Annotated in this window: 20 protein-coding genes; 10 read left to right on the top strand and 10 right to left on the bottom strand. The window is 58.4% G+C overall.

Annotated elements, in window-relative coordinates:
• Positions 1-249: 249 nt before the first annotated feature.
• Entirely contained in the window at positions 250-987 is a 738-nt protein-coding gene (gene recO / locus EPD60_RS08700) for a DNA repair protein RecO (protein WP_131448853.1), read from the top strand.
• 47 nt (positions 988-1,034) lie between these two features.
• Positions 1,035-1,448, top strand: coding sequence for a GNAT family N-acetyltransferase (locus EPD60_RS08695; RefSeq protein ID WP_131448851.1), 414 nt, complete (start codon positions 1,035-1,037; stop codon positions 1,446-1,448).
• A gap of 6 nt (positions 1,449-1,454) precedes the next feature.
• Here EPD60_RS08695 and EPD60_RS08690 read toward each other — a convergent pair whose 3' ends face one another.
• Positions 1,455-2,600, bottom strand: a complete 1,146-nt coding sequence (locus EPD60_RS08690; protein WP_131448849.1) for an amidohydrolase family protein — start codon at positions 2,598-2,600, stop codon at positions 1,455-1,457.
• Between the two features lie 231 nt (positions 2,601-2,831).
• On the opposite strand from EPD60_RS08690, the gene prfA reads away from it, so the two are divergent.
• On the top strand, positions 2,832-3,896 hold the full coding sequence (gene prfA / locus EPD60_RS08685; protein WP_131448847.1) for a peptide chain release factor 1: 1,065 nt from the start codon (positions 2,832-2,834) through the stop codon (positions 3,894-3,896).
• Positions 3,897-4,344: 448 nt separating this feature from the next.
• Here prfA and EPD60_RS08680 read toward each other — a convergent pair whose 3' ends face one another.
• The 7 genes from EPD60_RS08680 to EPD60_RS08650 form a co-directional block, all read right to left on the bottom strand.
• The gene (locus EPD60_RS08680; protein ID WP_165871484.1) at positions 4,345-4,818 is read right to left on the bottom strand and encodes an Hsp20/alpha crystallin family protein; all 474 of its coding nucleotides are present in this window, start codon (positions 4,816-4,818) and stop codon (positions 4,345-4,347) included.
• Positions 4,819-4,937: 119 nt separating this feature from the next.
• A complete protein-coding gene (locus EPD60_RS08675) occupies positions 4,938-5,318 on the bottom strand; it encodes a VanZ family protein (protein WP_131448843.1) in 381 nt (126 codons plus the stop codon).
• A 203-nt stretch (positions 5,319-5,521) separates the two neighbouring features.
• On the bottom strand, positions 5,522-6,316 hold the full coding sequence (locus tag EPD60_RS08670; protein WP_131448841.1) for an anti-sigma factor: 795 nt from the start codon (positions 6,314-6,316) through the stop codon (positions 5,522-5,524).
• 6 nt (positions 6,317-6,322) lie between these two features.
• The gene (locus EPD60_RS08665) at positions 6,323-6,859 is read right to left on the bottom strand and encodes an RNA polymerase sigma factor (protein WP_131448839.1); all 537 of its coding nucleotides are present in this window, start codon (positions 6,857-6,859) and stop codon (positions 6,323-6,325) included.
• Positions 6,860-6,929: 70 nt separating this feature from the next.
• Complete coding sequence (gene gcvH, locus EPD60_RS08660) at positions 6,930-7,307, bottom strand: glycine cleavage system protein GcvH (protein ID WP_131448837.1); 378 nt, start codon at positions 7,305-7,307, stop codon at positions 6,930-6,932.
• 120 nt (positions 7,308-7,427) lie between these two features.
• The gene (locus tag EPD60_RS08655; RefSeq protein ID WP_131448835.1) at positions 7,428-8,138 is read right to left on the bottom strand and encodes a peptidylprolyl isomerase; all 711 of its coding nucleotides are present in this window, start codon (positions 8,136-8,138) and stop codon (positions 7,428-7,430) included.
• A 137-nt stretch (positions 8,139-8,275) separates the two neighbouring features.
• Positions 8,276-8,629, bottom strand: coding sequence for a hypothetical protein (locus EPD60_RS08650; protein WP_243647791.1), 354 nt, complete (start codon positions 8,627-8,629; stop codon positions 8,276-8,278).
• A gap of 202 nt (positions 8,630-8,831) precedes the next feature.
• Between EPD60_RS08650 and serS the strand changes: the two genes are divergently transcribed.
• The 4 genes from serS to EPD60_RS08630 all read left to right on the top strand — a co-directional run bounded on the left by serS (position 8,832) and on the right by EPD60_RS08630 (position 12,096).
• Positions 8,832-10,097 carry a serine--tRNA ligase gene (gene serS, locus EPD60_RS08645; RefSeq protein WP_131448833.1) on the top strand — a complete coding sequence of 422 codons (1,266 nt, stop codon included), beginning with the start codon at positions 8,832-8,834 and terminating at the stop codon, positions 10,095-10,097.
• A gap of 82 nt (positions 10,098-10,179) precedes the next feature.
• On the top strand, positions 10,180-10,512 hold the full coding sequence (locus tag EPD60_RS08640) for a c-type cytochrome (RefSeq protein WP_131448831.1): 333 nt from the start codon (positions 10,180-10,182) through the stop codon (positions 10,510-10,512).
• 122 nt (positions 10,513-10,634) lie between these two features.
• Positions 10,635-11,285 (top strand): hypothetical protein, encoded by a 651-nt coding sequence (locus EPD60_RS08635; protein WP_131448829.1) that lies wholly within the window; start codon positions 10,635-10,637, stop codon positions 11,283-11,285.
• A 163-nt stretch (positions 11,286-11,448) separates the two neighbouring features.
• The gene (locus EPD60_RS08630; protein ID WP_131448827.1) at positions 11,449-12,096 is read left to right on the top strand and encodes a TonB-dependent receptor; all 648 of its coding nucleotides are present in this window, start codon (positions 11,449-11,451) and stop codon (positions 12,094-12,096) included.
• A 13-nt stretch (positions 12,097-12,109) separates the two neighbouring features.
• Here EPD60_RS08630 and EPD60_RS08625 read toward each other — a convergent pair whose 3' ends face one another.
• A complete protein-coding gene (locus tag EPD60_RS08625) occupies positions 12,110-13,180 on the bottom strand; it encodes an alkane 1-monooxygenase (protein WP_131448825.1) in 1,071 nt (356 codons plus the stop codon).
• 98 nt (positions 13,181-13,278) lie between these two features.
• Here EPD60_RS08625 and EPD60_RS08620 point away from each other — a divergent pair, with 98 nt between their 5' ends.
• Both EPD60_RS08620 and EPD60_RS08615 read left to right on the top strand, forming a co-directional pair.
• Positions 13,279-14,718, top strand: a complete 1,440-nt coding sequence (locus EPD60_RS08620) for a DUF1800 domain-containing protein (RefSeq protein ID WP_131448823.1) — start codon at positions 13,279-13,281, stop codon at positions 14,716-14,718.
• A 104-nt stretch (positions 14,719-14,822) separates the two neighbouring features.
• Positions 14,823-16,031 (top strand): DUF1501 domain-containing protein, encoded by a 1,209-nt coding sequence (locus tag EPD60_RS08615; protein WP_131448821.1) that lies wholly within the window; start codon positions 14,823-14,825, stop codon positions 16,029-16,031.
• A gap of 217 nt (positions 16,032-16,248) precedes the next feature.
• On the opposite strand, the gene EPD60_RS08610 is transcribed toward EPD60_RS08615, so the two are convergent.
• Positions 16,249-17,946: a peptide MFS transporter gene (locus EPD60_RS08610; protein ID WP_207896571.1), complete on the bottom strand. Its 1,698-nt coding sequence runs from the start codon at positions 17,944-17,946 to the stop codon at positions 16,249-16,251.
• Between the two features lie 327 nt (positions 17,947-18,273).
• Here EPD60_RS08610 and purD point away from each other — a divergent pair, with 327 nt between their 5' ends.
• Positions 18,274-19,554 (top strand): phosphoribosylamine--glycine ligase, encoded by a 1,281-nt coding sequence (gene purD / locus EPD60_RS08605; RefSeq protein WP_131448819.1) that lies wholly within the window; start codon positions 18,274-18,276, stop codon positions 19,552-19,554.
• Positions 19,555-19,667: the final 113 nt, after the last annotated feature.

Below are 19,667 nucleotides of genomic sequence, written 5' to 3'. Positions count from 1 at the left end.
GATTGGAAGACGGGAGAATCGAGGGAAGAGCAAATGATTACATGAATACATGAGTACATGAACCGGAGAGGGAATTTTTCGATCTCCGATCTCGGATCTCTGATTTGTTTTAGATCCGGGATCCCGAGATTCGAGATAATCAGATCACCTTCTCCCTCATGTAATCATGTATTCATGTACTCATGTATTCTCACTTCTCTTTAACCCTTCCACAACGCTTTTCCGCCCTTATTTTCAGTAATTTTATCCATGCTTCACAAGACAAAGGGCATCGTGTTGCGGACCGTGAAGTACGGCGAAACGAGCCTCATTGTAACAGCTTTTACGGAGCTGTTCGGACTCCAATCCTATATCGTCAACAGCGTGCGCCAGGCCTCTTCGAAAGGCACGGCGCGGGCCGCGTATTTTCAGCCGGCGGCGCAGCTGGAGCTTGTGGTGTATCACCAGCCGCAGCGTAACCTTAATCGCATTAAGGAATATAAATGGACGCTGCTCTATGAGCAGGTGCTGTCGGATATCTTCAAGAATGCGGTCGCCCAGTTCATGATGGAGCTGCTGTACAAAAGCCTCAAGGAGCCCGAAGGGAATGCCGAGCTTTTCTATTTTACCGAAGATGCCCTGCTGCACCTCGACAAAGCCTCACCCACCGTTACCGCCAACTTCCCGCTTTTCTTCGCGCTGCACCTGCCGGTGTTTTTCGGCTTCCGCATCGATGACAACCGGAGCGAAGAGCAACCCTACCTCGATCTGAAAGAAGGCGTGTTCACCCCCGACCAGCCGCGGCACCCGCATTTCCTGGAAGGCCGCGCCGCCGAGGCCGTAGCCCACATCCTGAAAGTGCTGCAGCCCGAAGACCTCGAAGAAGTAAAACTGAACCAGGAGCTGCGCCGCGAGATACTTCACCAGCTGGAGAATTATTATGCCCTGCACCTTCCCGACTTCGGCACCCTGCGTACCCTGCCCGTATTGCGCGAAATTTCGGGTTAACGTATGTAGCTGATTCTGCCACTACTGCCCGCCGCTAGCTTTGTGTCATGACGGAAATCCGTACCCTCGCACCCGAAAGCGTATGGCCCCTCCGCCACCGCGTGATGTATCCCGCCTTCGACTTCGACGCCATCAAGCTCGCCGACGATGCCGAAGGCGTTCACCTGGGCCTGTTCGATGATAACGTATTGGTGAGCATCGTCTCTTTATTCCGCCGCGGAACGGGAATGCAGTTCCGGAAATTCGCCACCGAGACGGCGGTGCAGGGAAAAGGCTATGGCTCCACTCTGCTGAATCATGTGATCGCCTACGCGCGGCAGCAGGGCGCCGCACGGCTTTGGTGCAATGCACGCCGCAACGCATCGGGCTTTTACCAGCGTTTTGGATTCCGCGAAACACCCGAAGTGTTCTTCAAAGACGGCTATGATTTCGTGGTGATGCAATTGGAACTGACTGCGTAGGAAAGCTTAAACGATCCGGCGCACCGAAAGATCTTCTTCCTGCAGCAATACCACACCCGGCTTCTTTCCTTTTTCAAAAGACCCGAGCTCAGCGTCCATGCCCAGGGCGCGGGCGCCGTTGCGCGTGGCCCAGCCCAGCATCTCTTCCAGCGGCACCGCCGGAAAATGTTTCCGCAGGCTGCGCAGCTCGTCGTGGATGCCGAGGCTCCAGTTGGAAGCGAGCGAGTCGGTACCGATGACGATGGGCGCGCCGGCCTTTCGCAGTAGTTCTACGGGCGGCACTTCGTTTTCGATGTACAGGTTGGCATTGATGCAAAGGCAGAAAAAGGTGCTGTCTGCCGGCGTCGTCTGCAACGCGTAGTGCAGGTCTTCCTGCGGCAAAAAAGTATTGTGCACCAGCAGGCGGCGGCTTGCAGGCTGCAGCTTGTCGAAATAGGAACGGAGGCTGCTCACACCGCGCGGCGCGTGGTGGCGGTTGTCGACACCTAGTTTTTCATACAGCCCAACAAAAGCGCCCGCAGCATCACGGATAAACTGGTCTTCGTCGGGTGTTTCCTGGTTGTGCACCGAGATGGTATGGCCGGGAAAGTGCGGCGCCAGCAGGGCCCAGAGCGCGTCGGAGACGGTGTAGGACGCATGCGGCACCAGCGTGGCCGGACCGCAGCCCGCGAAGCCTTCCAGCACGGCGCGGGCACGCTCATAGCTGGCCGATGCGCCCGCCGGAGCCCAGCCCAGCACTTCCACGAAGTTGTAATAGGCCAGGTTGCCCTGCCGCTTTTGCGCGGCGGTGTCATTGGTATTGGAAATGTCGCCCACGGCCATAATGCCGTTGCGCCGCATTTCGGCTTCCGCCTCCGCAATGGCCGTCGCTATCAGGGCCGCGCGCTCATTGCGGCCGGAGATAACCCGCAGCACGAACTCCACCAGGCCCGTACACTCGGCAATCTGTCCCTTCATATGCGACAACTCGAGGTGGCAGTGACAGTTGACAAAACCCGGCATCAGGATGCCCTCAAGACGCTCGGCATCCGGCGCTTCGGAGTCGGGCACCAGTGCTTCAATCCGGCCATCCGCGGATACGATCAATGTTTTGTCGTTGTGAAAGCGGGTTCCGTCAAACAGACGGCCGGCTTTGAGCTTGCGGTAAGACATGCCGCGAATGTACGTGCCGCCATGGGAGCGAAAGAACGCAGGTTTTTAATGATTGTTCTGATTGACGCAGCCTTCGACTACGCTCAGGCTGACAATGTCATGGTGAGCCTGTCGAACCATGCGTGCGTCAGCCAATTAAAAAAAAATCATAAACAATCTGCGTATTCCGCCCGGGGAATCAGCGTTCTTTCTCTCCCCGCTTGCGGCCTGCATTTCGTAGCTTTGCACGCTATGCTCGACAGACTTGAAGCCATCAACGCCCGTTTCCAGGATATCGGCGTTGCTCTTACCAACCCCGAGATCATTGCCGACAGCAAGCAGTTCGGTGCGCTGAGCAAGGAATACCGCGGCCTCGAAAAGATCGTGACCGCCTATAACGACTACCGCAAGGTGCTCGAAGACCTCGAGTTTTACCGCGAAGCCCTCAACGGCTCCGACGAGGAGCTGCGCGACCTGGCGAAGGCCGAGCTGCCCGCCACCGAAGAGCGCAAGGAGCAGCTCGAGGCGGGCATCCGCCAGATGCTCATCCCCAAAGACCCACAGGACGAGAAGAACGCCATCATCGAGATCCGCGCCGGCACCGGTGGCGACGAGGCCTCCCTGTTTGCCGGCAACCTGGCCCGGATGTACCTCAAGTATTGCGAGAACCGGGGCTATAAAACCGCCATCCTCAGCGAAACCGAAGGCACCGTGGGCGGCTATAAAGAGATCCAGATCGAGGTGGTGGGCGACGACGTGTACGGCACCCTCAAGTTCGAGAGCGGCGTGCACCGGGTGCAGCGCGTTCCCGATACAGAAACGCAGGGGCGCGTGCATACCTCGGCCGCTACGGTGGCCATCATGCCCGAGGCGGAAGAGGTGGATTTTGAGCTGAAGGAATCCGATGTGAAAATGGAGACGGCCCGCTCGGGCGGCGCCGGCGGCCAGAATGTGAACAAGGTGGAAACCAAGGTGCTGCTGACCCACATCCCGACCGGCACCGTCATCATCTGCCAAACGGAGCGCACCCAGCTCGGCAACCGCGAAAAAGCGATGCAGATGCTACGTACCAAACTGTACGAGGAGCAGGTTCGGAAGCAGGAGGAAGAGATCTCCCGCCACCGGAAGAGCCTCGTAAGCACCGGCGACCGCTCTGCCAAGATCCGCACCTATAACTTTCCGCAGGGGCGCGTTACCGATCACCGCATCGGCCTGACGCTTTATAACCTGCAGGAGGTGCTCAATGGCGGCATCCAGGAACTTATCGATGCGCTGCAGTTTGCCGAAAACGCGGAGAAGATGGTCAACCAGAATTGAGAGAAACCGGGCACTAACTAATTGTATTCTAATACGATACATGGATGGGCTGGACTGTGGAGGTCCCGCCCATTTTTTTGTTTGAATTTGTGGAAGGTGCTACACAGCCGTCCTTTAACAAATTAGAAAACCGGCATTAGAAAACTGGCACCATTTTTTCTATTGTATAGATGTCGGTTGACGAAGCGTTCTTTGGAAATTGAAACAGAAGAAAAGAAAAAGGACATTTAGAAAGGATTAACAAGAACGATGAAATAACTGGCAACAATTTTGCATTAATACTTACGAATTTCTCACATAAGCAGTCAATTTTCTCATAAGCAGTTAGTTTTGGTTGCGACCCCTGTTTCTACAGGGGTTTATTTTTTTAAACAAGTCCCGGTCGCCAGACCTGCACGATATAGGAAAAGACCGCCTCCCGGCGGTCTTTTACATTTTACAATCCTGGCTATTGGATGGAGATGGAGCGGCGTTTGGGCTGGCTGCCTTCCTTGCGCGGCAGGTCGAGCCAGAGCACGCCGTTTTCGTAGCGGGCACTGATCTTTTCGGCGTCGATGCTGTCGTCGAGCGTAAAGCTCCTGGAGAAAGACTGCATGCGGTATTCCTGCCGCAGGTAGTCTTTTTCGCGGGCGGCGCGCTCTTCTTCCTTGTGCTGGAAGGCAACGGTCAGCGTGTTGTTGTCCACACGCACCTCGAAATCTTCCTTGCGCAGGCCGGGCGCTACCAGTTCGAGCGCATAGCCTTTTTCGGTTTCGCGCAGGTTAACGGGAACGCTGCGCTGGCCCAGGTCGCCGACATTCCACAAGCCCGTGTCAAAAAAGCGGTTGAGGACGCCATCCATCAAATTACCGAAAGGCATCCCGGAACCCTGGCTGCGCTGCATGGCGCCGGTACCATCATTCCGCTTCGTGATGTTGTTCATAATGACCTCCTTTTTTCCCGGAAATGCCACAAGTTCTGTGCGCTTTTGGCAGCACAGGAAATTTTGACAAGAAACCCGAAAGATTTGCAGGCTGGCCCGGCAATAGGACTGAAATTTTTTCATTGGTCAGCCTCACGCCTGCGGCAGAAGCGCTTCCACAGCCATAGGCCCGCTGCGGCGCCTGCGGCGTCGGCAACAAAATCCCATAAATCAAAGGAGCGGTGCGGCACCCAGAGCCCCTGTACCACTTCCACCAGCATACCATAGCAGCAAAGCGCGGCCAGCAGGATGCGGCCCGCCCGGGGCCCTACGTTCTGGAGGCACCAGCAGCACAGGAGCGCCAGCAGGCCGAAAAGGCCGATATGCACCCATTTGTCGAAGAAGATCCGGTCGAGCCAGTTTTCTTTGGGTAGCGCGTCGCCGGGAAGCAGGAACAGGTAGCAGCAGAGGCCGAAATAAAGTGCAGTAATGCTGAGCCTCAGGGGCCGGCGACGGATCATGGCTGCAAGCTAAAGAGAAAGGGCTTTAGACAAAGCCCTTTTTAAACCAACTATGAGATCACTCCATTCGCCACTGAAGGATGATCAGGAATAAATACGAGCGGCCGAAGCATTTGGTTTGCCCGAAGAGCAATCCGGAAAATAAAAAATCCGGAAGGTGGTGAACCCATTCCGGACGCGGATGTTTTTATGAGGAAACCCGGTCAGAGTTCCCCGTACACATACATATTCTTCAGGGTGGGCGTGGGGCTGCCGCCTTTTGGCTCGAGGGTGATGGCAAAGGCCTGGGCGTTTTGAACGTTTTTCATCTTCACCATGAGGCGGTCCTGGCGGATCTCGAAAACGCCGAGGTCGACGGGCTTTTTGTCGATCAGCGCCCAGAGCTGGTATTGCTTATCCGATGCCGGCGCCGGCAGGTTGCGGATGAGCAGGTACACGTCTTTGGAGGTGCTGTCCCAGAACACGGTCACGTTGGAGCGCGTCGGGGCGGTGGGCACGCTTTGCAGCGACGTCATTTTGAGGTTCGGATTGCGCAGGGTCTCTGCTTCCTGGCGCATTTCGGCCAGCGCACTGCGGTTGCTGTCCAGCTGTGCCGCCAGCTGGCTGCTCTGCTGCTGTTTCGCTTCCAGCGAAGACATGCGGCTGTTCAGGCTGATGGCCCAGTATACCGAGCCGGCGGCCAGCAGAATGCAGGCAGCGGCCACCCATTTCCAGGGGTTGATGCGGCGCACCGGCGCAGCAGACAGGCCATCGCCGTGAACGGGCAGAACGGCTTCTTCCTCCAGGGCGGCGGTGATCCGCGCCTTGAGGGCCGGCGAAGGCGCGGCCGCTTCGGCCAGCAGGGTTTCCTCCAGCTGGAGCTCGAAGCGGTCGCGGGCCTCGGCTATCGCGGGGTACTGAGCGCAGGCGGCCTCGAACTCCTGCCTTTCGGCGTCGGAGGCCAGACCGAGCACATAGCTCTCAATGATCCCACTTGATATGTATTCTTTTACGTTCACGGTTTGTTATCCTAATAAGTTGCGCAGTTGTGAGAGTGCGCTGCGCAGGCGCGTTTTTACGGTTCCCAACGGGATATTCAGTTCCTTGGCGATTTGGTCGTGGGTGAAGCCCTGGTAGTAAGACAAATCGATCAGCTGGCGTTGCTCGTCCTTCAACTTGAGCAGGACGCGCCGCAGGCCGACGTCTTCCCCGGCAGGGCGCACCACGGGATGATGCAGCTCGGAGCCATCGAGCGACTTCTGTTTCAGCCCCTGCTGGTAAGAGCGGGAGCGGACCTTGTCGATGGCCGCGTTCCGAGCCACATTGAGCATCCAGGTGAACAGCCGGCCCTTCCCGGGATCGTAGCTGTCGATCTTCCTCCAGATGGATACGAAGACCTCCTGCACCACATCTTCGGACAGCGCCTCATCGATCACGATCTGCCGTACGATGCCCTGCAGGGCACCCGCATAGTGATCGTAGAGGTAGCTGAAAGCCGCGTTGTCCTTTTGCTGCAACAGGCTTACGAGCTCGCCTTCCTGGTATGTGGTTTTGGCGCTCAAAAGTGGTTCTCAAAGTTGTTCGGGACCTGTGCCCGGAATAATATACGTTAACGGGTAAACGTTGGATTTATCAGCCTACCAGCGTTTGGTAAGCTGCGGCGTCCATGAGGCTGCCGGCGGCAGCGGGGTCTTCGAGGCGGACCCGCACCATCCAGCCTTCGCCGTAGGGGTCGGAGTTGACCAGCTCGGGGCTGGAAGCAAGCTTGGGGTTCAGCTCGAGGATCGTACCGTTAACCGGCAGGAAGAGATCGGACACGGTCTTCACCGCTTCCACGGTGCCGAATACCGCGCCTTCGGCTATCGCCTGGCCCACGGTTTCCACCTCTACATACACGATGTCGCCCAGCTCGCGCTGCGCAAAATCCGTGATACCGATTACCGCCTCATCGCCTTCTACGCGAATCCATTCATGATCTTTTGTGTAACGTACGTTCTCCGGGAAGTTCATAAAGAAAGATTGAGGTTGCAATAATAACCAATAAAAGGGTTTTAGGTTCTAAGGTTCTGGGGTTTTCGGGTTGTGAGGTTGGTTTGCGTGTCAACCATAGAACCCCAGAACCTCGGAACCCTAGAACCTGTCCTGGCCCTTGCGTTTCACCAGGCGGGCTTTCAGGATGCGCACGTCCTGCACCGGGCGGTTGGGCGGCGTTTGCGAAACGGCGGCGGAAGCGATGCGGTCCACAACGTCCATCCCGGCTACGACCTCGCCGAACACGGTATAATTGCCATCGAGCTGAGGGGTGCCGCCGGTGGTCTTATAATAGGTGCGCCGCTCCGCCGGTATGCGCCGGCCCTGGAGGCGGGCGGTCTCGATGGAGTCGAGCTCGTGGTCGCTGAAGGTGCGGCCCTGCACGATATAGAACTGGCTGGCCGAAGAATAGCGCAGCGGGTTGCTGGCATCGCCTTCGCGGGCCGCCGCCAGGGCGCCGCGCTTATGGTACAGCGTTGCCCGCAGCTCGGCGGGAAGCAGGTAACCCGGGCCGCCCTGCCCCAGCGGCTGCCCGGCCACGGCGCGGCGGCTGGAAGGGTCGCCGGCCTGCGCCATAAAGCCCCGGATGACTCGGTGAAACAGGATGCTGTCGTAATAGCCGCTCTTCACGAGGCGGAGGAAATTATCGCGGTGATAAGGCGTGGAATCGCTGAGCCGCAGGCGGATCGTGCCTTCGGTGGTTACCAGCTCCACGTCGCGGTTATAGTCGCGGCGCTTTAGCCTGATGTTTTGCTGGGCTGAGGCGGCGAAGGAGATCAGGAAAAAAACGATCGTTAGAAACCGGGTCATAACCGTTTGCTTGACTTTAGGAGAGAAGGAACGCTGATTCCGCAAGCGGAATGCGCAGTTTGGTTATGATTTATGCGGATGTCGGTACCGTTATCCGCGTCCATCATAAGAATCATAAAAGATCTGCGTTCTTTCTCTCAATCCAAAAATCCGTTATTCTGAAAATACAGCAGGATATGATCCTTCAGGAACAGCTCCTGCTCGTGGGGCATCAGCTCGGGCATGGGCTTCAGCTGGCGGAAGTGCGGCCAGCCTTCGGCGTCGGCGCCCTCCAGCTCAAAGTAGCCGCTCGGGCCCAGCACGGTGCAGATGGCAATGTGCATCAGGTCCTGCTTCTGCTCTTTCGAAAATTTCTTGCGGATCTCCCCGAACTCCTGGATGCCGATCAGGTAAAGCACGCTTTCCACGTCGGGCTTCTTATCGAAGCGCTCGCGCAGCTTTTCCTCGAGCTTCCACCAGCGTACCTGGACGTCGTCATTCATTTGCATCATACAAAGGTAGGAAAGAGAAAAAGGGTTTCTTACCGCTAAGAAAAGAAGTCAACGAAGTGTTACGCTAAGTTTTTTGCTTGCGTCAACAGAATAATATCTTAGCGAAAACCTTAGCTCCTTTTTTTCTTAGCGGTGAAAGACGCTTCTTTCCCATAGCCTCCTTCCTGATCGTCCTATATTTGAGCCCGTTAAAACTGGAATCATGCTGCAACTGGCCGTTCTGCGCGCGGATACTGAAAAAGTAAAGGAGCGCCTCGCCATAAAGAACTTCAAGGAACCCGAACTGGTGGATGCCGCCATCGCCCTCGACGATGAGCGCCGCCGCCTGTCTACCCAATACGACGAAACGAAGGCCCGCGTCAACGCGGCCTCCAAGGAGATCGGTGCGCTCATGGCCAAAGGCCAGAAAGAGGAAGCCGATACGAAAAAGAAAGAGGTAGAGGCTTTCAAGTCGGACCTTGCCCCCATCGAGCAGCGCCTCGCCGCCACCGAGCAGCAACTGAGCGAGCTGCTGGTGCGCCTGCCCAACCTGCCTTCGGAGCTGGTGCCGCCCGGCAAGACGCCCGAAGAAAACGTGACTGTGCACGAAGGCGGCTCGAAGCCCGAACTGCACGCCGGCGCCGTTCCGCACTGGGACCTCGCCAAACGTCACGACCTCATCGACTTCGAGCTCGGGGTGAAAATCACCGGCGCGGGCTTCCCCGTATATAAAGGCAAGGGCGCGAAGCTGCAGCGCGCGCTGATCCAGTATTTCCTCGATTACAACACCGCCGCCGGCTACCTCGAGATGCAGGTGCCGCATATGGTGAACGAAGCTTCTGCCTACGGCACCGGCCAGTTGCCCGACAAAGAGGGCCAGATGTACCACGTAACGGCCGACAACCTGTACCTGATCCCGACGGCCGAAGTGCCGGTGACCAATATCTACCGCGACTCCATTCTTAAGGACAGCGACCTGCCGGTAAAGCTGACGGGCTACACGCCCTGCTTCCGCCGCGAGGCCGGCTCTTACGGCAAAGACGTGCGCGGGCTCAACCGCCTCCACCAGTTCGACAAGGTGGAGATCGTGCAGCTGGTGCATCCTTCGCGCAGCTACGAAGTGCTCGACGAAATGGTGGCCCACGTGGAAAAGCTGGTGCAGTCGCTTGGCCTCCCCTACCGCATCCTGCGCCTGTGCGGCGGCGATATGAGCTTTGCTTCGGCCCTTACCTACGACTTTGAAGTATGGAGCGCCGCCCAGCAAAAATGGCTCGAGGTGAGCTCGGTGTCGAACTTCGAAAGCTACCAGACCAACCGGATGAAGGCCCGATTCAAGGAAGATGGCAAGACCCAGCTGCTGCATTCGCTCAACGGCTCCTCGCTGGCGCTGCCGCGCATCCTGGCGGCGCTGCTGGAAAACAACCAGGACGAAAACGGCATCCGGCTGCCGCCTGTGCTGCACCGCTACTACGGCTCGGAAATGATTTAACCCAAATTAACCTTGTTCAAAACCCATCTATTCGGATGGGTTTTTTATATTTAATGCTTCAACACCGAACTGGTTTACCAATATGAAAAAGATCCTCTTTGTTACGCTGGCTGCCGCAACTGTGTTTGCGTGCACACCGAAGGCAACTCCTACTGCCTCCACCCCGGCTCCCGCCGCTCCGCCCGCCGCATCGACACCGGTAGCAACAAAAACGGCTGCAACCGCGAGCATCGAAGCCGGTCACTCGGTTTACACCGCCAAGTGCGGCCGCTGCCATGGCCTGAAAGAAGTGAGCAACTACACCGCCGAGCGCTGGGTGCCCATCCTGAACAGCATGGCGCCGAAGGCAAAGCTGACGGAAGAAGAAACCGCGCAGGTGCTGGCCTATGTGCAGGCCAATGCCAGGAAAGCATAGGTCATAAATAAAATGTCGCAGCTCCTTCCCGCGAAGGAGCTTTTTTTCGCCCATACCGCAATAGGCCAGGCCGGCCGCCTTATGTTTGCGGTCGCATTTATTTCTAACACTAAACAAACTGCATGAAAAAATTTCTCTTCGTCGCTTTGGGCCTTTCCGCCCACACGCTTCTCCACGCACAGGGCCGCGGCCAGGTAATGCTCGGCGGCAGCATCAGTTACGAAAACACCGACCAGACGTCCGTCAACAGCTTCAATAATATAACCCAGAATCGAAAGGTCCTTCTGGCTACTCCGCGCGTAGCTTACTTTGTGAGCGACCGTATCGCCGTGGGTATCGAGGTGGGCATCGAAAACATTAAGTCGACTGCCCGGTCGGAGCCCCCCAACACCTTCACCGTCCGCTCGAACGGTCTTTCGGCCGGTGTTTTTGTACGCCCTTACTGGCAACTGGGCAAAGGCTTTTCCGTGTTCGGCCACGCCGGGGTGAGCTATACCAAGGCATCAATCAAAACGAAGTTCTACAACGACCCTGAGACCGAGGTCGGCAAGGGCTCCGGCGCCAACGTATCTGTCTACCCGGGCGTCAACTATACGTTTCGCCGCCTGATGATCGAGATCGGCCTGCAGGACCTCCTGTCCTTTTCGAGCCTTGACGTCGATAACAAAAGCCAGACAACCGGCGCACCGGCTGGCAACACGAAAACTACCGGCATCAGTCTGGGCGGCAACATGAGCATCGCCGCCGGCATCCATGTGCTGATCGGCAAGTAAACGTTCAGCGATCAAAATACAGAAGCCTTCCACCGGGAGGCTTTTTTCGTTCATGCACAAACGAAAAACATCGTGTTAAGCTGAACCCAAACTTTCGTTAAGCCGCCAGGTAAAGTGAAGCGAAGCAACGAATCTTGTTGTCTCCAAAACAAAATCAACGTTCATGAAGAAAATCCTGCTCTTTTCCATTTTCCTCGCGTGCGCCACCTGCGTGCTGGCACAACAGCCCAATACCCTGCATAAGGGACGGGTGCTGCTTGGCTTCTCCCTTACCGGAAGCACCTCTACCAGCCGGGTCGATAACGGCCCCACGACGGTCGGGACCACCGCACTCTACCTTGCCCCTTCGGTATCGTATTTCTACAAAGACAACAACGCACTCGGGCTCGCCTTCAGCTATGGCCGGCAAAAGTATTCGGGCGACCGGGAATCGGGCGGGCCCACCGCGGAAAGCTGGGGCGCCGCCCTGGAGCGGAGCCGTTACTGGCCCATCGGCGCGGGCTTCGCGCTCGCGGCACATCTCGATCTCGGCTACCGGCATTCATTAACGCGGAACTATAACAACTCCGTGGAGCAGCGAAGCACCGACGATGCAATCAGTCTCTACCTGGAACCTGGTGTCACCTACGCATTCCGCAACCGGCTATTAATTGAACTTGGACTCAATGCCGCTGCCGGTATACAATACTTCCATTCGCGGTCGACCGACGACACCGGAAGAAAAACAACCGGAAGCAGCTATGGCGTTTACACAAGCATCGGTCAGCAATATCCGCTCTTCTTCAGCATGAATATCCTTTTAGGCAAATAGGCGTCGTCACCCCCTAACCAACGGCAATGGTGGCCGGTGCCCCGGCGCCGGCCATCTTCTTTATACGCGGATGCATCACCGCAAACCAGGCCGGCGGCAGCAGCGAAAGGATCATCATACCGGGATAGCCCGTGGGCATCTGCGGCGCCCCTTCGTGGTGGCGCAGCACCTGGTAGCGGCGCGACGCCAGGTAGTGGTGATCGCTGTGGCGGCTCAGCTCAAACAGCATCACCCGGCCGATGACATGGTTGGAGTTCCAGCTGTGCGCCGGCAGGGCCCGCTCGTAGCGCCCTTCGCCCGTCGCCTTTCGCTGCAGCCCGTAGTGCTCGATATAGTTGACCGTTTCGAGCAGGAGGATCCCGATGACCGCGGCGACGCAGAAAAGCCCCAGTAGCTTAAGCCCGAACAGGAGGCCGATAGTGAGCAGCAGGGCGGCCTGGATCAGCAGGAATTGCAGGAACTCGTTGTGCACACCAAAGGCAGGGTGCCCTTTCCGCTCCGCGTCGCGGGCGGTGATCTCCGCCGCGCTGGCCAGGGAGCCACTGATGGAGCGGATCCAGAAAGCATACACCGTTTCGCCGTAGCGCGCGCTGCTCGGGTCTTCGGGTGTGGCTACCCGCTTGTGGTGGCCTTTGTTGTGCTCTATAAAAAAGTGCATGTACAGCGACGTCAGCAGCAGCGCCTTGGCGAGCCACCGCTCAACCCGGTTGCTGCGGTGCCCCAGCTCATGGCCGACATTAATGCCGAAGGTGCCGCAAAGAAGTCCCATCACGGCGGTCTTGCCTATCATATCCGACACCGGTTGGGGCTCTTGCATCTGCCATAGAAAAAGTACCAGCGCGCCCCACTGCAGGGGAACGATGATATAGAGCAGCCAGTCGTACACACGGTTCTTCCGCGCCAGCTCCTCTCCGGCGGCCGACAGGTTGCCGTCGTTGGCCGGCAGCAGCAGCTCCAGCGCCGGGATGATCACCCAGGCATACAGCAGCGGCAGGAACACCACGAAGCCGCTCCCCAGGAAAGAGTAGAGCGCCCCGAAGTAAACCAGCAACGGCGAAGCATATTTGAATACGCGGAATCCCATATTATAAGACATTAAATTTCGCAAATAACCCGCTGCCGGCAAAACGCCATTAAACGCGGGCGTACCTTTTCAGTCAGAACATGGCCAAAATGCCCCCTATGCCCCTTACCCTCCAGCAAAAAAACCAGCACCTCCTGTGGCGCGCCGCCTTCGGTCCCAACGCGGGTAGCCTCGACGCCCTCGGGCACACCAAAACCCAGGACCTCTACGCATCACTGCGGCAGGCCTCCGAAAAGCGCCCTGCCTATATAGATGTGGTGGACGACGCGCTGAAAGGACTGATGGCCGGCCTGGGCGATGCCGGGGCAAAGGCCGGTGACGCCGAAACAAAACGGATGCTGCGCGAGCGGAGCCGCGAAGGCATCCGCAGCCTCAACCTCACCTGGCTGTACCAGATCATCGACAGCGAAGCCCAGCTCCGCGAGAAGATGGCCTTCTTCTGGCACGGCCATTTTGCCACACGCAACCTCAATGTCTTTTACCAGCAGGACCTGCTCGACATCCTGCGGGTGAACGCCCTCGGCTCCTTCCGCGAGCTGCTGCACGCCGTGTCGAAATCGGCCGCCATGCTCAACTTCCTCAATGCGCAGCAAAACAAGAAAGATCATCCCAACGAAAACTTCGCCCGCGAGGTGATGGAGCTTTTCACCCTCGGCCGCGGCAACTACACGGAGCATGATATCAAGGAAGCCGCGCGCGCCTTCACCGGCTGGAGCGCCAACTTCCGCGGCGAGTTCCAGTTTCGCCGCTTCCAGCACGACTCCGACAGCAAGACCGTGCTGGGAAAAACCGGCAATCTCACCGGCGAAGACGTGCTCGACCACCTGCTGGCGCAGAAGCAAACGGCACGCTTCATCACGCGCAAGATCTACCGCTTCTTTGTAAACGAGGAAGTGGACGAAAAGAAAGCGGAATGGCTCAGCGAGCGTTTTTATAAGAACGATTACGCGATCGGCAAGCTGATGGACGACATCTTTACGTCCGACTGGTTTTACGATCCGAAAAACGTGGGTGCGAAGATCAAGTCGCCCATTGAGCTCATTGCGGGCATGCAGCGGGTGCTGCCGATGAAGCTGGAAAACGAAGAAACCCTGCTGCTGGCGCAGCGCGTGCTGGGGCAGCAGCTCTTTTACCCGCCCAACGTAGCGGGCTGGCCCGGCGGCCGCAGCTGGATCGACTCCAGTACGCTGATGTTCCGCATGCGGATGCCGATGCTGCTCAACGACCAGGACGACCTCAACGTGCGACCCAAGACGGACGACGACACCGCCGGCGGCAAGATGGAAGCGCTCCCTGCCGCTATGCGCAACGGCGGCCGCGTCATCAACGCGCAGATCGACTGGATGCGCTACACCAGGAACTTCGATGGCGTGGCACGCGAGCAGCTGTTCAGCTCCATCGCCGGCTCGCTGCTGCAGGTGCCGCTGCAGGTACCGGCCGCGACTGTTAGTGCCTTCGCCGACAGCAGCGCCCGCGACAGCTTTGTAAAGAGCGCGACACTGCGGGTGATGAGTTTGCCGGAATACCAAATGTGCTAGAGCGAACTTTTCGATCTCCAATGTCTGATGTCTGATTTGATTTCAGAATCGATAAATAACTGATTGCTGACGGCTGATCGCTGAAAGCTGATAACGCTTATACTATGATCATCAAAAGACGCGAATTCCTGCAGGCCGGCTCGCTGGCCACCGCCTCACTGCTGATGCCCAAATTCCTCAAGGCCTTTGAGGCGCCGCGCCTCGTGCCGCCGGGCAACAAAGTAGTGGTGGTGCTGCAGCTGAGCGGCGGCAACGACGGTCTCAACACCGTCATCCCCGTGCGCAACGACATCTACTACCGCGAGCGGCCGCGCCTCGGCATCGATCGCGGCAAGGCACTTGGTCTCTCCGACGAAGTGGGCCTGCACCCCGCACTGCGCTCCTTCGCCGACGCCTGGAACGACGGCTCGATGGCCATCCTCAACTCCGTGGGCTATCCCAACCCCGACCGCTCGCACTTCCGCTCGATGGACATCTGGCACAGCGCCTCGCAAAGCAATGAGTACTGGAACACCGGCTGGGTGGGCCGCTACCTCGACGCGCAGTGTTCGGGCTGTGACCACCCCACGCAGGCCCTCGAGATCGACGATACCCTCAGCCTCGCCCTCAAAGGCGCGCAGAGCAACGGACTTGCGCTCAAAGACCCGCGTCGCCTGTATGGCACGGCCAACGAGCGCTTCTTCCGCGAGGTGGCGCAAAAGCACAGCCCCGACCCGCATCACCACGACGAGCAGCCGGTTGACTACCTGTACAAGACCATGGCGCAAACCCTGTCGTCGGCCGACTATATCTTCAAGCAGTCGCGCGTGCATCCCACCAGTGCCGATTACCCGCGCACCGGGCTTGGCGCCGAGCTTAAAACCATCGCCTCGCTGATCTTCTCCGACATCAACACGAAAGTGTATTATGTGTCGCTCGGCTCCTTCGATACCCACGTGAACCAGGAGGGCCAGCAGCAGCGCCTGTTTACGGAGATGAACGACGCCGTGGGCGCCTTTATGAAAGACATGAAGGCCAATGGCCGCTGGGACGACGTGCTGCTATTCACCTTCTCGGAGTTCGGGCGCCGCGTGGCCCAGAACGCCTCGGGCGGCACCGACCACGGCACGGCCAACAATATGTTTCTTTTCGGCGGCGGGCTGAAGCAAAAAGGCCTGCTCAACGAGCTTCCCAACCTCGCCGACCTCGACGAAGGCGACCTCAGGCACCAGGTGGATTTCAAGAATGTGTATGCGACTATCCTGAATAAGTGGCTGGGCGCGGATGATGCAGCGGTGCTGGGGAAAAAGTATGAGCACCTGAACTTTCTTTAGCGCGCACGCGCTTGCACAAAGGCCCCGCTACGCGGGGCCTTTGTCATCCTGAGCTTGGCGAAGGATCTGAGGACTGAACAGAGAAGCTGTTCAAAACAGGTGCTGACACTCCGAAAGAAAGCGACTGTTCTTTAACGCCTGCTTCAGATGCTTCGCTTCGCTCAGCATGACAAAGGCAGGCCGAAGGCCTGCCTTTGTGCACCAAAGTGGGTGAGGTCTACCGCACCCCGTGCATCATCCGCTTCAGCAGCGGCGTCAGCGCGTAGAGCACTACGGCGGCCACACCACAGAGGATCACGAATACCATGAAGAACTCGTAGAGGTTGTGGATGGTGAAGCCGGCGAACTCGGTGTAAGCCGTCGGGATTTTTTTATCCGCAAGGAAAGCGGTTTGCTCCGGCGTCAGGGTCACCTTTTTGTCCAGCACGGCGCCCAGGTCGATGCCTTTTGTGGCGGCTTCGGCGTATTTGTCGCCGGTGGGCGGCAGCAGGGCGCCGAGGGTACCGGTGAGGGCGTAGCCGGCGGCGTTGCCGAGGAACCACACACCCATCAGCAGGGAGGCGAAGCGCTTCGGCGCCAGCTTGGCTACGAGCGAGAGGCCGATGGGCGACAGGCAAAGCTCGCCGACGGTGTGCAGGAAGTAGAGGATGATCATCCAGATGATACCGATCTTACCGGCGGTGCCGAGACCTTTCACCTGCGTGGCGATGATGAAGTAGCCGAGCGCGATGAGGGCGAGGCCGATAGCCTGCTTCACCGGCGAGATGGGCTCGGCGCGGCGCGAAGCGAGCGCGGTCCACAGCAGCGACATCGGGATGGCCAGGATGATTACGAAGAAGGAGTTGAAGTTCTGGATCATGCTGGGGGGCATCTCCCACCCGAGGATATGGGTGTCGGTCTGCTTGTCGGCGATGAAGGTGAGCGAGGAGCCCGCCTGCTCGAAGGCCGCCCAGAAGAAAATCACGAAGAAGGCGATGATGTACAGCACGAGGATACGCTGACGCTCCACCTTGGTGATGGTGGCGTCGGTCATGATGAGCACGGCCAGGGAGATACCCGCGCCGTAGATGATGGAGTAGATGATGTTTTGTCCGCCGATGAAATAGAAGAAGGCAACGAGAGCGGCGAAGATGAGGGCGGCCATGCCGATGGCGCCGCTGGTGAACTTGGCCTGGGTAGATTCGCCTTCGTATACCGCGTTGCGGTCGGGGCGGGCGCCGATGGCTTCGCCGGAGGGCGTTACCACGTACTTGTTTTTGAGGAAGGCGAAGAGGATGGTGCCGAGGAACATCGCGGCAGAAGCGGCCAGGAAGCCCCACTTGAACGCGGAGAGGTCGCGCACGCCGTCATGCTTCACGTCGCCCAGCAGCGGGCAGATAGTGATGCCGAGGAAGGCGCCCACGTTGATGCCCATGTAGAAGATGGTAAAGGCGGAGTCGAGCTTCGTCTTCTGCTCTTTGGGATAGAGCTGGCCCACCATCGAGGAGATATTGGGCTTGAAGAAGCCGTTGCCGAATACGATCACGCCGAGGGCCGCCCACATGAGCGTGGTGGCTGCCGACATGCTCGAGCCGAAGGTGGAGGCGCTGAAGAACAGCATCAGCTGCCCGAGGCCCATCAAAGCGCCGCCGAGCATGATACAGTTGCGGTTGCCGAGGTACTTGTCGGAGATATAGCCGCCAAGCATCGGGGTGAGGTAACAAAGGCCGAGGAAGCCGCCGTAGATCAGCGAGGCCTGCTTTTCGCCCATGAGCAGGGCTTCAGCGATAAACAGCGAGAGGATGGCACGCATGCCATAGAAGTTGAAGCGCTCCCACATCTCGGTGGCGAAGAGCACGCCAAGGCCTTTCGGGTGCCCTTTCTGGGTGGCAGTTTGCATCAGGATGGCCTCATCGGCCGCGGTCACATTCGACATAAAGCAAGTTTTGAAAAGTTCGTTTCTGTGTGGATTCGAACGCGTAAAATAAGGAATTATTGATACTGTGCCGGAATCGCGGGATTTCTTTAACACCGCCGGGAGCGCGGCGGACCTGCGGTCCTGCGCTTTTCGCGACGGCACAAAGACACAACGGCACGACGAAAACCATTTATTATATATCGCAGAACGAGTGCCTTACAACCAAAAACGTTGCGTCGTCGTGCCGTTGTGCCGTCGTGATAGCAGGCCGCTTGCGGCCGACCGTGGTTCCCACCTGTTTTATACGCATCTTGCAGGCCACACCACTCTAAAAGCCCTCTCACCATGAATATCCTCCTCCTCGGTTCCGGCGGCCGCGAGCATGCCATCGCCTGGAAGCTGCGCCAGAGCCCGCTTTGCGACAACCTCTACATCGCCCCCGGCAACCCCGGCACGGCCCGCGAAGGCGTCAACCTGCCCTTTGCCGCCACCGACTTCGACGCGGTGCGCGCCGCCTGTGTGCAGCATGCCATCGGCCTGCTGGTGGTGGGCCCCGAGGAGCCGCTGGTGAAAGGCCTCGTGGATACGCTCCGTGCCGACGCAGCCCTTGCCGGACTCGCCATCATCGGCCCGGCCCAGGAAGCGGCACAGCTCGAAGGCTCCAAGGCCTACGCCAAGGCTTTCATGGCCCGCCACGGCATCCCTACCGCCGGCTACCGCGAGTTTACCAGGGACAACCTCGAAGAAGGGATTGCCTACGTGCGGCAGCACCCCGTGCCCGTGGTGCTGAAGGCCGATGGCCTGGCCGCGGGTAAGGGCGTGCTCATCTGCCAGACCAATGAAGAAGCCGCTACCGAGCTCGAAGCCATGATCGCCGCGGCCAAGTTCGGCGCGGCCTCGGCCAAGGTGGTGGTGGAAGAATTTCTCGACGGCATCGAGCTGTCGGTGTTTGCGCTCACCGACGGCAAAGGCTATGTGCTGCTGCCCGAAGCCAAAGACTACAAGCGCATCGGCGAGGGCGACAGCGGCCTTAACACCGGCGGCATGGGCGCCATCAGTCCCGTGCCCTTTGCCGACACCGCTTTTATGGAAAAGGTGCGCATCAAAGTAGTAGAACCCACGGTGCGCGGACTGGAAAAAGACGGTCTCGATTATAAAGGCTTTGTCTTCTTTGGTCTTATCAAGGTAGACGATGAGCCCTTTGTGATTGAATACAACTGCCGCATGGGCGACCCCGAAACGGAGGTGGTGCTGCCCCGCACCAGCGGCGACCTGGCGTCGGCGCTGCTGGCCGTGGCCGAGGGGCGCATGGCCGACGTGGTGCTGGGCACCGACCCGCGCGCGGCGGCTACCATCATGGCCGTGAGCGGCGGCTATCCCGGCGACTATGCCAAAGGATTCGCCATCGACGGGCTCGCCGCCCGCACCGGCGAGGGTACCATGATCTTCCACGCCGGCACGGCGGAGCGCGACAGCCATATCGTTACCAGCGGTGGCCGCGTGCTCTGCGCCACCACGCTGGCGTCCACGCTGGGCGAGGCGGTGGCGGCTTCCAAGAAAGCGCTCGAAGGAATCTCCTTTGAAGGGATGTATTACCGGAAGGATATCGGGTACGAATTTTTGTAGGGCTTTGTAGCAGAAGGTATCTCGCAGAGAACACAAAGCGTTTCGCAGAGGTCACGGAGCCGGTTCTTCGTTTACAGATTAAGGCCAATGTCTACAGGTCCTACGTGTCTTAC

The organism is Flaviaestuariibacter flavus, assembly GCF_004337505.1.
Lineage (GTDB): Bacteria > Bacteroidota > Bacteroidia > Chitinophagales > Chitinophagaceae > Flavisolibacter > Flavisolibacter flavus.
This window is presented reverse-complemented; position numbering and strand designations above follow the sequence as displayed.

Excerpts from the sequence above, each read along its gene's own strand:
- recO (WP_131448853.1), top strand. The coding sequence starts at position 250 with ATGCTTCACAAGACAAAGGGCATCGTGTTGCGGACCGTGAAGTACGGC.
- EPD60_RS08635 (WP_131448829.1), top strand. The coding sequence starts at position 10,635 with ATGAAAAAATTTCTCTTCGTCGCTTTGGGCCTTTCCGCCCACACGCTT.
- EPD60_RS08680 (WP_165871484.1), bottom strand. The coding sequence starts at position 4,818 with ATGAACAACATCACGAAGCGGAATGATGGTACCGGCGCCATGCAGCGC.
- EPD60_RS08620 (WP_131448823.1), top strand. The coding sequence starts at position 13,279 with ATGCCCCTTACCCTCCAGCAAAAAAACCAGCACCTCCTGTGGCGCGCC.
- EPD60_RS08640 (WP_131448831.1), top strand. The coding sequence starts at position 10,180 with ATGAAAAAGATCCTCTTTGTTACGCTGGCTGCCGCAACTGTGTTTGCG.
- EPD60_RS08675 (WP_131448843.1), bottom strand. The coding sequence starts at position 5,318 with ATGATCCGTCGCCGGCCCCTGAGGCTCAGCATTACTGCACTTTATTTC.
- EPD60_RS08610 (WP_207896571.1), bottom strand. The coding sequence starts at position 17,946 with ATGTCGAATGTGACCGCGGCCGATGAGGCCATCCTGATGCAAACTGCC.
- purD (WP_131448819.1), top strand. The coding sequence starts at position 18,274 with ATGAATATCCTCCTCCTCGGTTCCGGCGGCCGCGAGCATGCCATCGCC.
- EPD60_RS08655 (WP_131448835.1), bottom strand. The coding sequence starts at position 8,138 with ATGACCCGGTTTCTAACGATCGTTTTTTTCCTGATCTCCTTCGCCGCC.
- prfA (WP_131448847.1), top strand. The coding sequence starts at position 2,832 with ATGCTCGACAGACTTGAAGCCATCAACGCCCGTTTCCAGGATATCGGC.
- EPD60_RS08615 (WP_131448821.1), top strand. The coding sequence starts at position 14,823 with ATGATCATCAAAAGACGCGAATTCCTGCAGGCCGGCTCGCTGGCCACC.
- EPD60_RS08650 (WP_243647791.1), bottom strand. The coding sequence starts at position 8,629 with ATGATGCAAATGAATGACGACGTCCAGGTACGCTGGTGGAAGCTCGAG.
- serS (WP_131448833.1), top strand. The coding sequence starts at position 8,832 with ATGCTGCAACTGGCCGTTCTGCGCGCGGATACTGAAAAAGTAAAGGAG.
- EPD60_RS08690 (WP_131448849.1), bottom strand. The coding sequence starts at position 2,600 with ATGTCTTACCGCAAGCTCAAAGCCGGCCGTCTGTTTGACGGAACCCGC.
- gcvH (WP_131448837.1), bottom strand. The coding sequence starts at position 7,307 with ATGAACTTCCCGGAGAACGTACGTTACACAAAAGATCATGAATGGATT.
- EPD60_RS08630 (WP_131448827.1), top strand. The coding sequence starts at position 11,449 with ATGAAGAAAATCCTGCTCTTTTCCATTTTCCTCGCGTGCGCCACCTGC.
- EPD60_RS08695 (WP_131448851.1), top strand. The coding sequence starts at position 1,035 with ATGACGGAAATCCGTACCCTCGCACCCGAAAGCGTATGGCCCCTCCGC.
- EPD60_RS08625 (WP_131448825.1), bottom strand. The coding sequence starts at position 13,180 with ATGGGATTCCGCGTATTCAAATATGCTTCGCCGTTGCTGGTTTACTTC.